The sequence below is a fragment of the Lacisediminihabitans sp. FW035 genome (assembly GCF_054880895.1).
Map to the genome: position 1 here is coordinate 2565196 of NZ_CM142187.1, position 13588 is coordinate 2578783.

Genomic DNA, 13588 nt, shown 5'->3' on the forward strand with positions numbered 1-13588 from the left:
TTGCTCTGTGGAACTCGTCGCCAAAGAGCGTGATCGACTTCTGCAGCGATCCGCCCGTTTCATCGGCCTCGGCTCGACGGTTGTGGCCCTTGTCTGTTTCTCGGTGCCGGGAGTGCTGCACCTGACGACGCTTCTCTCCTCCCTCCCTCTCTTCGCGCTGCTCGCCTTCTGCCTCTACCGGGTCGGCGTCAACCAGTCGCTGGTCTGGATCGTGCTCGGCATGCTCTCCGGTCTCGGCATCCTCGTGGTGGTGCAGCTCCCCGGTGAAGCGCAGGCGAGTCCGTCACTCGGCACGGCCATCGTGCCTCTGGCGGCTGGCGCGATCGCCTCGTTCGCCGTGGTTCTCAGCTCCGGGGTCGGCCGAATGATCCTGCTCGTCGCCGGATTCGTCGCGACCGTCGTGCTCGCGGAACTCGCGATCCCGGGGTCCGTGTCGGTGCAGGATGCCGAGATCATCGTCGGCTGGGTGCTCGCGTCGGTGTTCGGTTATTGGCTCTCGGCGAGCATCCCCCGGGCAGCGCGCCGTATCTACAGCATCGGGCGTGCGCACCGCGCGGAACGCCAGGCAAGCGAGACCGAGGCCCAGCGCCGCCAGGGGGCGCGGTTGCTCCACGACACCGTGCTCGCCACGCTCACCCTTCTCGCCCATTCCGGAGTGGGGGTCGCCGCATCCGCCCTCCAGCAGCAGGCCGGAGAGGATGCCCGGCTCCTTCGCCAGCTGCGACTCGGAGCGACCCCCGTGCCCCAGTCGTCCGGCGTCTACAACCTTGAGCCGGTCGAGGAGACCGCGCTCGGCACCACGCTCGAGTCGGTGAAACAGCGTTTCGGCCGCATGGGACTCGAGGTCAGCTGGCACGGCACCGGACAGGTGCTGCTTCCGAGCGAAGTGCTCGACGCCTTCCTTCTCGCCCTGGCCGAATGTCTGGAAAACGTGCGCCGGCACGCCGGGGTCACCGACGCCCATGTGACCATCACCGACGACGAGTCGACGGTGCGCGCCATGGTGACTGATGCGGGAGTCGGCTTCAACATCTCGGACATCGATGAGGCACGGCTCGGCTTCAAGGACTCCGTGGTCGCTCGCCTCAAGGACGTCGGCGGCAACGCCAGGCTGTTCTCCTCCCCCGGCGCCGGCACCACCGTCGTGCTGGAGGTGCCGAAGTGACCGATTACGCCCGGCCGGAAGAGAACACGCTCGGTGTCATCCTCGGCAAACGCAACCGCGCCGGGGTGCCCGCGGGTTCGACTGCCGGTCGCGCCATGCGCCAGGCCAGCGCCCGGGGGGCGAGTCTCGGCACCGGCTATCTCGGCATCGGGGCCAGTGTGCTCGCCGCCCTCCAGGGCGTCTACGGCGTCGGCATGTTCGTGAGTCATGCGGGCGACTATCCCAACATCATCCCGGCGGCCGCAGCCTGGGCCGTCTACGCCCTCGCGCTCGTCGGGGTCGCCACCACCATCGCCACCCGCGGCGAGCAGATGCCCGACTGGCTGTTCGGCACCTTCCTTCTCGCGCTCGCCGGCGTCGTGGCCTTCGACCTCATCGCCATCTGGACGCTCCACGATGTCGGTCGGTACGCCACGGCCGCGGCATCCGCCGGATTCGGTCTGCTCGCGGCCCTCACCCTGCGCCGCAGTCGCGAGCTCCTTGCCGCCGCCACCACCCTCGGGGTCGTGCTCCTGGTCGCGATCGTCCTCACCACGAAACTGACCCCCGCGAACATCCCCGCACAGATTCTGCTGCTGGCCGTCGCGGTGATGCCCGTCGTATTCGGCATCTACATCGTGCGGCGGTTCCGGCGGATCGTTCAGCTGGAGCTCGATCGCGTGCTGGTGCAGAGCACCGTCTCCGCGCCACGGTTCGCGGTGGGGATGCTGGCCTCGGAAGAACTCGCACGGCTCGACCTCGCCGCCGAGGAACTGCTCGAATCCGTGGCAACCGGTCGCACCAAACTCCCGCTCTCCCCCAAGACCGCCTCGACGGCGGCCTCCCTCGCCACCGAACTCCGGCTCCATCTCATCGAGGGACGGCGCGAGACCTGGCTGTACCACGCGATCACAGAGTCCGAGCAGTTGGGCAAGTCCGTGACCCTCGCCGATCGTGGCAGCCTCGCCGGCCTCCTCGCCCCGCAGCAGAGGGACGGGCTCCTTGCCGCGGTCTGGCTGCTCGTGAGCGACCAGAGCAAAGCGACTCCCACCGCCCAGCTCACCATCGGCCCGGTCACCGCGATCCCCGACCCCGGATCCAAGACGATCACCGTTCCGCTGGTGATCACGACCACCGCGGTGCCGCGGAACAAGGTGGATCCGGCCACCTGGGATGCGATCGGCAAAGTCGGTCGGTTCCTCGACTCCAGCCAGAACTCGAGCCTGCGTGTCGAGATCGAGTGCATCGTCACGAACCCCGCCGACCAATAGCATCGAACCAGTCGCGTCCACAGAATGGAAAGCCCCCGTGCCAGACAGCCCTGTTCCACCCACTGACGATCGAATCCGCCTCGCACTCGTCGATGACCACAAGATGCTCCTCGGTGCGCTCACCGAGTGGATCCGCAACGCGGCATCGGACATCAACATGGTCGCCGCGGTCTCCACCTGGCCCGACCTGCTGACCCACCGCGAGTTCCCGGTCGATGTCGTGCTGCTCGACCTCGACCTCAAAGACAACATCCCAATCTCCCTCAAGATCTCGACCCTCAAGACCACCGGAGTGAAGACGGTGCTCATGAGCACCTACTCCGAGCCGAATGTGGTGCGGGAGGCCCTCGCGGCCGGCGCACTGGGATACCTGGTGAAGAGCGAGGACGCCGAGATGATCGTCGAGGCGATCCGTGCGGCGGCGAAGGGAGATTCCTTCGTCTCGGCCGAACTCGATCTCGCCCTGAACGCCGGGGACGTCGGTGGGGCGCCCAAGCTGAGCGCCCAGGAGCGACGGGTGATGGCCCTCTACGGCGGCGGCGAGCCCGTGAAGGCCGTCGCCTTCCAACTCGGAATCTCCGAGGAGACCGCCAAGAGCTACCTGAAGCGGATCCGCGAGAAGTACCGGGTCGCCGGAATCGACGTCGGCACGAAGGTGGCCTTGCGCAAGCGCGCCATCCAGGATGGCATCCTCATCTCCACCGACGGGCCGAACAGCTTCTAGTCTGCGATCCACCCAGCGGTTCGTCTCCGACCCATCCTGCTGGGGGCGACTTGCCGTGGCTGCCTCGGACCGGCCGGTGTTCGCGTGGGCCGTCCCGCCGGCCCGGCCCTGTTTGCGCGGGCCCCGTCCCGCTGGCCGTGCCCTGTTCGTGCGGGCCCCGTCCCGCTGGCCCTGCCCTGTTCGCGTGGGCCCCGTCCCGCTGGCCGTGCCGTGTTCGCGGATCAGGAGTTACGGAGCGGATGCCGCGCGTCGCGGCTCCCCACACCGGCGTGTCGCCCACGGATCCTGATCCGCGAACAGGACGGCGGCCGCTGAGGTCTAGCGACCTGGCCGGTAGGCGTCGAGCCCGCCGCCTGCTCGCATACGCCGGAACCACACGCTCCCCGTGTTCACGGATCAGGAGTTGCGGAGCGGATGCCGCGTGTCGCGACTCCCTGCACCGGCGTGTCGCCCACGGATCCTGATCCGCGAACAGGGATCAGCGGCACACGAACCACGAACCACGAACCACGTACCTACGAGAAGGCGCTGCCCCAGTCCGACCAACCCGCTCGGGCTACTCCGCACCGAGCGGCACTGCAGGCGTCCGGCGCGAGCTGTCGAGCGATCCGCCACGATGGCGCTGCAGCAGCACGCTCCAGGTGACGAGTGCGAGCCCGGGCGCGCAGAGCATGAGCCCGACCCATACCGGCGACAGATAGCCGAGGCCGGCGGCGATCGTGAGGCCCCCGAGGTAGGCGCCGAGGCTGTTTCCGATGTTGAGGGCCGAGTGGTTGGCGGCCGCGGCGAGTGTCTGGCTGTCCCCCGCCACATCCATGAGCCGTGTCTGGATGGCCGGCGAGATCCCGGCCGCGGCGACGCCGACAAGGAACACGAAGACGAACAGCCCCGGCACGGTGTGTGCCGTGAGGGCGAGACCGGCGAGCGACAGGACGAAGAGTCCGAAGAAGGAGTAGATCGCTCGAACGACGCTCTTGTCGGCAGCCCAGCCGCCGACGATGTTGCCGAGCGTCATTCCGAGGCCGATGACCACGAGCACGATCGGCACGAAGATGGGAGAAAGTCCCGTGATGTCGGTAGAGATCGGCGAGATGAACGTGTAGACGCAGAAGAATCCGCCGAATCCGATCGCACCGGTGAGCAGGGTGAGCCAGACCTGCGATCTCCCGAACGCCTTAAGCTCCCGCTTCATGGTGGCCGTCGCATCCCCGGGCTGGTCGGGCAGCAGCAGGGCGAGGGCCACGAAGGTGAGGCCGAAGATGGCGGCGACCGCGAAGTAGGCTACGCGCCATCCCGCCTGCTGGCCGAGGAAGGTGATGGCGGGCACCCCGATCACATTGGCGATGGTGAGCCCCGACAACACGTAGGCGACGCCTGCTCCGCGCTTGCCCGGACCCATCAGCGACGCCGCGACGAGGGAGGCGATGCCGAAGTAGGCACCGTGGGGCAGCCCGGCCAGGAAGCGCGCCGCGAGTACGAGGCCGAAGGTGGGCAGCACCGCGGAGAGCACCGTTCCCACAGTGAAGGCAGCAGCGAGCACGAGCAGCAGCTTCTTGCGGGGGAAGCGCGCGGCGAATGCGGCGATCGTGGGTGCGCCGACGACCACACCGAGCGCATACGCCGAGGCGAGCCATCCGGCCTGGGCGTTGGCGACCTCTGGCGAGCGCGCGTAGAGCGCCGGAAGAAGGTCGTGGGCGATGTTGGGAAGTAGGCCGAGCACGACGAACTCGGTCGATCCGATGCCGAAGCCACCGAGGGCGAGAGCAAGCAGCGCGAGCCGGGTGCGGGCGGGAGAGAGGGCTTTCACAGGGCGGCGCGACCATTCGAGATACGAGGGAGTGCGAAGACTCACCGTCGAGCATCGTCGGGCGCGTCGACGACGGACCCGGGTTCTACTTTAGGGCGACCAGGGCATGCAGTGCTCAGCCCGCTGCGTCGATCGCCCTCTCGAGGCGCTCGACTTTGCCGGTGAGCTCCCCCGTGTGGCCAGGACGGATGTCGGCCTTCAGCACGAGCGACACGCGGGTGCCGAAGGTCCCAACGGCCTCCGTCGCACGTTTGACGACGTCGAACACCTCGTCCCAGTCGCCCTCGATCGTCGTGAACATCGAGTCGGTGTGGTTCGGCAGGCCAGACTCACGCACGATGCGCACGGCCGCGGCGACGGCGTCGTGCACCGAGTCATCCGCATCCGGCGCACCGCTGGGGGCTACCGAGAAAGCGACGAGCATGGGATCTCCTCAAGTCAGGGGCGTTGATGGTCGACCGCCGCAGGGGTCGCCGGTCAGCCAGGCGCTCAGCGCGCCAATTCGTCTTCGCCCAGCCTGTCACGATCGTCGGGATCCGTGTGCTCTCCTCCGAATGGCCAGATCGCGGGCAGCCAGGATTCGCCGGATCGATCCGCAGGCGACTCGACGAGACCGCCGTCGCGGGAGGCACGCCACAGGCTCACCACAGCCCAGCCGAGCAGCACGAAGTAGAGAAGGTTTCGGGCACTCAACACGATGAGCATCACCGGGTGGAGTCCGAGCACGTACCCGTAGAGGTACGGGTAGATCAGCTGGGTCAACCCGGCAATTACCAGCACCAGCATTGCGGGGGTGCGAAACGGGCGGCCACGGCCGACGGCGTTGGTCGCGAGGCCGAGGATCACGGGCACAGCGAGCCAGGTGATGTACTGCGGCGAGCCGACCTTATTGAACGCGATGAGCGCCACGACGTAGGCGAGGGAGAGCGACGGGAGCAGATCCTGGGCGGCGACCCGGTTGCGCGCGGCGAGCACCGCGAGCACCGTGATGGCCAGCACCACCAGGATCATCAGCGGGTTCATGAGCACGCTCGCGGCCTCGACGCCCGGTCCGCGTACTTGCCAGGTGAGGAGACCCTGGTCGTAGTAGACGAAGGTGTTCGCCGCCCCGGCGAACTCCTGCCAGAGCCAGATGGTGCTGATCGGCGCCTCAACCTGCAGCCCCCGCACGGACTGCTGGGTCACGAAGCTGAACACGTTGGCACCCGCCCCGAACGACAGAGTGACGGCGATGATCGCGAGACTCGTGACCGCCGCTCCGACCACCACCTGTCGGCGTGCCTTCACGGCGATCAGGATCGCGGCGATCAGTGCGGCGGGCCAGACCTTGATCCAGGTCGCTACGGTGAGGATCACCGTCGCTGCCGCCGGACGGGTCGCCACGAGCAGAACCCCGACGATCGCCAGTGGCACGGTGATCGAATCGATCCGCCCGACCGCGATGGGGCCGAGAACCACGAGGAACGCCACCCACCACCACGCGACCGCGGTGTTGCGCCGGGCGCCCCAGCCGGTGAGCACACCGAAGGCCGCGAGGTCGAGCACCAGCACCAGGCTCAGCCAGGTGTTGGGGAACAGCTCCGGACCGAACGCCCACGACACCAGCATGGGCACGAGGGCGACGATCGGATAGACCCAGGATCCGTCGACGCCGACCCAGTAACCCGAAACCAGCGCCTGGTCCACCCAGAACTTGTAGACGATCGTCACGTCACCGAACGGCTGGCCGGGTCCGTAGAGGTTCAGCGCGCCGAGCCACAGGTGGGCGAGGATGAACGCCGCCCATACCAGCACGGGATTGCGTGCGAGAGCACGCAGCGGTGCCGAAGGGGTCATGGTGGCAAGGGTATCCGGTAACAATTCGTAGTCGTCGCCGCGGGAGCCTCGCACCCGCGACTTCCTCTCCCGGTTCACCGGGCTCGCGGGCTCGCGGGCTAGGGTTCCCCGCCGCGGGCACTCGCCACGGCATCGAGTTGCACTCTTCTGCGGGTGTGGCGGCATCCGCACCCGCAGAAGAGTGCAACTCGCGGCCGGACGGAGCGGCCCGGACGGGAGGAGCATCGGTACCGCTAGCGCGAGCGCAGCAGCTCCGCAATCGTCGCCGGCAGGGCGCCGATCAGGTCGAGGATCGTGAGGGGTCCTCCGGCGCTAGCCCGCTCAGCAGCCAGTCCGTGGAGCACCGAGGCTGTGGCGCCGAGCCGGGCGAGCAGGGACGGATCCGCCGCGATCTGTCGCGAGTGGGTAGCGACCAGAGCTCCGAGGATGCCGCCGAGGGCATCCCCCGCACCGGCGGTCGCGAGCCAGGCCGGGGCGGATGAGGCGACGAGCCGAGTGCCATCCGGAGCGGCGACGTACGTGCGGTGGCCTTTGAGCAATACGGTCACCCCGAGGCGATCAGCGGCACGCACGGCCGCCGCTCCGGGGTCCGCGGCGATATCCTCGGCGGACTCCTCCAGCACGCGGGACAACTCCCGGAAGTGCGGGGTGATGATCGCCGGCCCGGTCGCGCGACCGAGGAGGTCGAGGGCGCCCGCATCCACCACGATCGGCAGCCCGGACTCGAGCGCCGCGCCGAGGCGGTCCGCGGTGGCCGTGTCCCTCAGCGCGGCATCCATCCCCGATCCGATCAGCCAGGCCTGCACCCGACCCGCGGACGCGACGGCCTCGGGGCGGCGCTGCAGGACGAAGGTCGTGGCCCGCTCGTCGCCGAGGTAGCGCACCATGCCGACTCCGGTGTGGAGTGCGGCCTCCACTCCGAGCACGGCGGCGCCCGGGTACGCGGCCGATCCGGTGACGACGCCGAGCACCCCGCGGGAGTACTTGTCGTCATCCGGCATCGGCACGGCGACGAGACCGGCGGCGTCGCGGGGAGTCCAGGGCGTGAAAGTGCTCATGGGTCTCACGATAGTTTGGAAGACGTGACCGATACCGCCCACGCCCTGTCCATTCCCGACCGCGTCGTCGTGTTCGACTACGGCGAGGTGATCTCCCGGTCGCCGAGCGAGGCTGCACGCGCTTCGCTCGAAGAGCTCGCCGGGGTGGATCCTCAGCGCTTCCGAGCCGCCTACGACGCCCACCGGGACGGGCTCGACCGCGGCACCACCAGCATCCGGGACTACTGGATGCTCGTGGCCGCCGACACCGGCGCCCACTGGTCGGAGGCGCGCATCCACGAGCTGTGGGCCGCCGATTTCACCGGGTGGATCAGCGTCGACCCGGAGGTCTTCGACGTGATCGCCGACCTGCACGCCGGAGGCACCCGTGTCGCACTTCTCTCCAACGCCGGATTCGACTTCGCGAGTCCGTTCCGGTACTCCCCCATCGCCCGGTTCTTCGAGCGGATGTTCGTGAGCGCGGAGATGCTCAAGCTCAAGCCGGAGGCCGACATCTATCTCGAGGTCGCAGGTGAACTCGGAATATCCTGCGCCGAAATGGTCTTCATTGACAACAAGCAGGTCAATGTCGACGGCGCAGTGTCGCTCGGCATCACCGGCCACCACTTCGTCGGAGCCGCAGAACTGCGCCGCTTCCTCTCCACCATCGCAGACAGGTGACCATGCCGAGCTCCGCCCTCTTCACGCCGTTTTCCGTCCGTTCCGTCACAATGCGCAACCGACTCTGGGTCGCACCGATGTGCGAATACTCGGTGGAGAAGCACGACGGTGTGCCGACGGACTGGCACCTCGTGCACCTGGGCGCGTTCGCCCGGGGCGGCGCAGGACTCGTCATCACCGAAGCGACGGCCGTGAGCCCAGAAGGGCGCATCTCCCCCGAGGACACCGGCATCTACACCGACGAGCAGCGGGACGCCTGGTCGCGCATCGTGGCATTCATCCACGCCCAGGGAGCCGTCGCCGGCATCCAGCTCGCCCATGCCGGACGCAAGGCCTCCACCTGGCGGCCCTGGGCTCCGGCGCGCGGCACGGTGTCTGCATCCGAGGGTGGCTGGTCTGCGGTCGCGCCGTCGGCGGTGGCCTTCTCCGGGTACGCGGTGCCCACAGAGCTCGATCGTGCCGGCATCGAAGGCGTCGTCGCGGACTTCGCCGCCGCCACCCGCCGCTCCCTCGACGCCGGGTTCGATGTGCTCGAACTCCATGCCGCCCACGGCTACCTGCTGCACCAGTTCCTCTCGCCGCTGTCCAACCTCCGCACCGACGAATACGGGGGCAGCCTCGAGAACCGGGCCCGCCTGCTGCTCGAGGTGATCGCAGCCGTTCGTGCCGAGGCCGGCGATGCCGCGGCGCTGTTCGTGCGCTTCTCCGCCACCGACTGGGCCGAGGGCGGTTGGGACCAGGAGCAGACCGCGACCGTGGCCGACTGGGCACGGGACGCCGGTGCCGACTTCTTCGACATCTCGACCGGCGGTCTGGTCTCCGGCACCGACATCCCGCTCGCCCCCGGCTACCAGGTGCCGTTCGCGGACTTCGTGAAGCACGCCTCCTCGGTCGAGGTGAGCGCCGTCGGGCTCATCACCGAGGCGCAGCAGGCCGAGGAGATCATCGCCTCCGGCCGGGCGGATGCCGTGATGCTGGCCCGCGCGATCATGCGCGACCCGCACTTCCCGCTTCGCGCCGCCCACGAGCTCGGCGTCGAGCTGGACTACTGGCCCGCCCAGTACCTCCGGGCGAAATGGCCTGCCTGAGACGATGCGTTCCGCCGGAAGGGGTCAGCCGCGACGGGTCGCGTCCTGAACCTCTCCGACCAGTTCCTCGATGATGTCCTCGAGGAACAGCACGCCGCGGGTCTGCCCGGAGTCGTCGAAGACTCGCGCGAGGTGCACTCCGGAGCGACGCATCGCTGCGAGCGCGTCTTCCAGGTCCATCCCGCGGAAGATCGAGATCAGCTGCCGGATACGCTTCGGCGGCACAGGCTCGTCGAATTCGCCGGCCTCATCGAGGTCGAGCACGTCCTTGAGGTGCAGGTAGCCGGTGGGTTCGCCCTCGTCGTTGACGAGCACGTAGCGCGAGAAGCCGTTCTGGGCGACGGCACGCTCGACGTCCGCCGGGGTCGCCGCCTCGGACAGGCTCACCAGGTGGGGCATCCCCACGGCGATGTCCTTCACCTTCTTCTCGGTGAATTCGAAGGCCGCGTTGAGCGCTCCGATGGTGTCCGTGAGCACACCCTCCCGTGTCGATTGAGCGACGATATTCGCCACCTCATCCACCGTGAACGCGCTGTTGGCCTCGTTCTTCGGCTCCACCCGGAAGGCGCGAAGCACCCCGTTCGCCGTCGCGTTGAGGGCGTAGATGATCGGGCGGAAGACCATCGAGACGAACACCAGCGGCGGCGCGAGGATGAGCGCGGCGCGATCCGGCACCGAGAACGACAGGTTCTTGGGCACCATCTCCCCGATCACCACGTGAAGGAACGAGACGATGACCAGCGCGATGATGAATGCGATCGTGCCCACCACATCCTCGGGCAGGTGGGTGAGGGCGAGGGGGTACTCGAGCAGGTGATGGATCGCCGGCTCAGACACGTTGAGGATGAGCAGGGAGCAGACGGTGATTCCGAGCTGGCTGGTCGCGAGCATCATGGTCGCGTGTTCCATCGCGTAGAGCGTCGATTTCGCCGCGCGGCTCCCCGCCTCCGCCCGCGGTTCGATCTGCGAGCGTCGTGCGGAGATGACGGCGAACTCCGCGCCGACGAAGAAGCCGTTGATCAGCAGCAGGATGACCAGCCAGGCGATGCCCCACCCGTCGCTCATGAGGGCACCCCGTCTGTGGTCGCCGAGGGGTCTGCGGTGGGGGTGTAGCGCACGCGATCGATGCGCCGCCCGTCGAGCCTTTCGACCCGGAACTCTCCGCCCTCCACAGCGACGATGTCGCCGACGAGGGGCAGGCGCCCGAGTTCGCTCATCATGAAGCCGCCTACGGTCTCGTAGGGTCCCTCTTCCGGGATCACCACATCCGCCCGCTCGAGCAGTTCGTCGGGGCGGAGCATTCCGGGGAAGGTGAGCCAGTCCCGCGAGCGCACGACGCCGGCGAGCGTGCGATCGTGTTCGTCGGCGACCTCGCCGACAAGCTCTTCCACCAGGTCTTCGAGCGTGACGACTCCGGCGGTCCCGCCGTATTCGTCGACGACGACGGCCATCTGGTAGCCGCGACCGCGCAGTTCGCCAAGCAGTACATCGAGCTTCATCGTCTCCGGCACGCGCAACGCCTCGGACTGCAGGGCCGAGACCGGAACATCCACCCGCTTCCCGCGCGGTACGGCGACGGCCTGCTTCACGTGCACGAGCCCGACGACGTCGTCGATCGAGTCGTCGATAACCGGGAAGCGCGAGAATCCGGTGCGCTGGGCGAGCATGATCACCGTGTGCGCGGAGTCGGTGCGGTCGACGCTCGATACCCGCGGCCGCGGAGTCATCACGTCGGCGGCGATGTGCTCGCTGAAGACCAGGGTGCGGGCAAGGAGGGTGGCCGTGTCGCGGTCGAGGCTCCCCTCGGTGGCCGACCGGCGCACCAGGGACCGCAGCTCTTCCGCGGTGCGCGCCGATGAAAGCTCCTCCTTCGGTTCGATGCCCACCGAGCGGAGGATCACGTTGGCCGTGTTGTTGAGCAGGGTCACGAAGGGACGGAACACCGCGGTGAACCCCACCTGGAAGGGAATCACGAGTTTCGCGGTCGGCAAGGGGAGGGCGAGTGCAAAGTTCTTCGGCACCAGCTCGCCCACGATCATCGAGAGCAGGGTGGCCAACACGATGGCGAGGATCGACGAGATGACGTTGGTCACCGCGGTGGGGAGCCCGAGCCCCGCGAGAGGACCTTCGAGAAGCCCTCCGATCGCGGGTTCCATCGTGTAGCCGGTGAGGAGCGTGGTGAGCGTGATGCCCAGCTGCGCACTCGAGAGGTGGGTCGACGTGATCTTGAGCGCGCCGATGGTGAGGCCGAGGCGCTTCTCACCACGGGCGGCGCGCGACTCGAGGTCGGACCGGTTGAGGTTCACCAGCGAGAACTCGGAGGCGACGAAGAATCCGGTGCCGACGGTGAGCAGGAGGCCGACCCCGAGCATGATCAGCTCATACACGGGCATCACCGCGGACGGCGAGAGGGCACGGGCGCCATGAAGGGGGGTCGTCCATTATTCGGTCAAGTGTACGGGACGGCACCCGTCAACCGACCGTGACTACCAGCTGACCGGCAGCGCCTTGCCCTCTTCATAGCCCGCGGCAGACTGGATGCCCACCAGCGCACGCTCGTGGAACTCCGCGAGATTCGCGGCTCCGGCGTAGGTGAGTGACGATCTCACGCCAGAGGTGATCATGTCGAGCAGGTCCTCAATCGACGGTCGCAGCGGGTCGAGATAAATCTTCGACGAGGAGATCCCCTCGGCGAACAGGGTCTTGCGCGCGAGCTCGTAGGGGTCGAGACGATCGAAGCGGTCATGAACGGCCTTGGTGGACGCCATGCCCCAGCTCTCCTTATAGAGCCTGCCGGAGGCATCCGTCTCCAGGGTGCCCGGTGCCTCGATGGTGCCGGCGAACCAGGATCCGATCATGACGGATGCCGCCCCGGCGGCGAGCGCGAGCGCCACGTCCCGCGGGTACCGCACTCCCCCGTCGGCCCACACCTGGGCACCGAGTTCCCGTGCGGCCTCGGCCGTCTCCAGCACCGCCGAGAACTGCGGGCGGCCGACGGCGGTCATCATGCGCGTCGTGCACATCGCGCCGGGACCGACCCCCACCTTCACGATGTCCGCTCCCGCTGCGACCAGATCCCTGACGGCGGCGGTCGTCACGACGTTCCCGGCCACGATCGGCACGGCCAGCCCGAGCGCTTTCACGGTGCGGATCGCGCGCAGCATCCCCTCTTGGTGACCGTGCGCGGTGTCGAGCACGAGCACGTCGACTCCGGCGGCGGCGAGCGCTGCGGCCTTGCCAGCGACATCCCCGTTGATGCCGACGGCCGCGGCGACCCGCAGCCGTCCGTTCGCATCGAGGGCGGGCTGGTAGAGGGTGGACCGCAGGGCACTCGTGCGACTCAGCGTGCCGACGACGGCACCGTGATGCAGGACGGGGGCGAATTCGAGGTCGGCCGCCACCATCAGATCGAACGCGGCGCGGGCATCCGTCACATCGTCCGCGTCGATCGACGCCAGGCGCCCGTGCAGCAGGTCGCCCAGGCGGGCGTCGGGAAGGGCCGTTGCGAGGCGGATCGCCGGAATGCAGCCGAGGAACACGCCCTTGTCGTCGGTGATCACAATGCCGTGCCCGCCGATAGGCGGTATCTGGCGCAGCGCATCGGCGACGGTCTGGCTGTCGAACAGGAACAGCGGGGTGTCGAAGGCCACCGGCTGCGCCTTCACCCAGCGGATGGCCGCATCGAGGTCTTGCAGATGCAGATCCTGGGGCAGTACACCGAGGCCTCCCCGCCGGGCGAGGGTGGCGGCGAGTCGCGGCCCGGTGACCGAATTCATGTTCGCGGAGACGATCGGGATGGTGGCTCCCGTGCCATCCTCTGGCGCGAGCGACACCGCGAGGCGACTTCCCACATCCGAGTGGCTCGGCACCAGGAACACATCGGAATAGGTCAGATCGTGCCGGGGTGTCGTCTCGTAAAACTCCATAGTTTTAAAGGTAATCCCTCGCCGCCGGGGACAGGATGGCCGCTCCGATGCGATTAAGCTTGATTCGTCTGTGG

The 13588-nt window shown here is 68.2% G+C and carries 12 protein-coding genes; 5 read left to right on the forward strand and 7 right to left on the reverse strand.

Translation table 11 applies throughout. The features are described 5' to 3' along the window. Window positions 1-7 precede the first annotated feature (7 nt). From ACVXZ4_RS12250 to ACVXZ4_RS12260, 3 genes are all read left to right on the forward strand, one after another. A complete protein-coding gene (locus ACVXZ4_RS12250; RefSeq protein ID WP_461795120.1) occupies window positions 8-1165 on the forward strand; it encodes a sensor histidine kinase in 1158 nt (385 codons plus the stop codon). Continuing rightward, window positions 1162-2415 (forward strand): hypothetical protein, encoded by a 1254-nt coding sequence (locus ACVXZ4_RS12255; protein WP_461795121.1) that lies wholly within the window; start codon window positions 1162-1164, stop codon window positions 2413-2415. Before ACVXZ4_RS12250 ends, ACVXZ4_RS12255 begins: the two co-directional genes overlap by 4 nt. A gap of 103 nt (window positions 2416-2518) precedes the next feature. Further along, window positions 2519-3139 carry a LuxR C-terminal-related transcriptional regulator gene (locus ACVXZ4_RS12260; RefSeq protein WP_461797976.1) on the forward strand — a complete coding sequence of 207 codons (621 nt, stop codon included), beginning with the start codon at window positions 2519-2521 and terminating at the stop codon, window positions 3137-3139. Window positions 3140-3695: 556 nt separating this feature from the next. Here the strand turns inward: ACVXZ4_RS12260 and ACVXZ4_RS12265 are convergent. From ACVXZ4_RS12265 to ACVXZ4_RS12280, 4 genes are all read right to left on the reverse strand, one after another. Then, window positions 3696-4991: an MFS transporter gene (locus tag ACVXZ4_RS12265; protein WP_461795122.1), complete on the reverse strand. Its 1296-nt coding sequence runs from the start codon at window positions 4989-4991 to the stop codon at window positions 3696-3698. A gap of 70 nt (window positions 4992-5061) precedes the next feature. Next, complete coding sequence (locus tag ACVXZ4_RS12270) at window positions 5062-5370, reverse strand: thiamine-binding protein (RefSeq protein WP_461795123.1); 309 nt, start codon at window positions 5368-5370, stop codon at window positions 5062-5064. A 65-nt stretch (window positions 5371-5435) separates the two neighbouring features. Beyond that, window positions 5436-6782 (reverse strand): glycosyltransferase 87 family protein, encoded by a 1347-nt coding sequence (locus tag ACVXZ4_RS12275; protein ID WP_461795124.1) that lies wholly within the window; start codon window positions 6780-6782, stop codon window positions 5436-5438. Between the two features lie 233 nt (window positions 6783-7015). Continuing rightward, window positions 7016-7840, reverse strand: a complete 825-nt coding sequence (locus ACVXZ4_RS12280) for an ADP-dependent NAD(P)H-hydrate dehydratase (RefSeq protein WP_461795125.1) — start codon at window positions 7838-7840, stop codon at window positions 7016-7018. Between the two features lie 24 nt (window positions 7841-7864). Between ACVXZ4_RS12280 and ACVXZ4_RS12285 the strand changes: the two genes are divergently transcribed. Next, the gene (locus ACVXZ4_RS12285) at window positions 7865-8500 is read left to right on the forward strand and encodes an HAD family hydrolase (protein WP_461795126.1); all 636 of its coding nucleotides are present in this window, start codon (window positions 7865-7867) and stop codon (window positions 8498-8500) included. A 2-nt stretch (window positions 8501-8502) separates the two neighbouring features. Then, window positions 8503-9588, forward strand: coding sequence for an NADH:flavin oxidoreductase/NADH oxidase (locus ACVXZ4_RS12290; RefSeq protein ID WP_461795127.1), 1086 nt, complete (start codon window positions 8503-8505; stop codon window positions 9586-9588). 24 nt (window positions 9589-9612) lie between these two features. Here the strand turns inward: ACVXZ4_RS12290 and ACVXZ4_RS12295 are convergent, their stop codons facing one another. The 3 genes from ACVXZ4_RS12295 to guaB1 form a co-directional block, all read right to left on the reverse strand. Beyond that, entirely contained in the window at window positions 9613-10653 is a 1041-nt protein-coding gene (locus ACVXZ4_RS12295) for a hemolysin family protein (protein WP_461795128.1), read from the reverse strand. Beyond that, a complete protein-coding gene (locus ACVXZ4_RS12300; protein ID WP_461797977.1) occupies window positions 10650-11960 on the reverse strand; it encodes a hemolysin family protein in 1311 nt (436 codons plus the stop codon). The genes ACVXZ4_RS12295 and ACVXZ4_RS12300 overlap by 4 nt, the downstream gene beginning before the upstream one ends. A 114-nt stretch (window positions 11961-12074) precedes the next feature. Then, window positions 12075-13514, reverse strand: a complete 1440-nt coding sequence (gene guaB1, locus ACVXZ4_RS12305; protein ID WP_461795129.1) for a GMP reductase — start codon at window positions 13512-13514, stop codon at window positions 12075-12077. Window positions 13515-13588 lie beyond the last annotated feature (74 nt).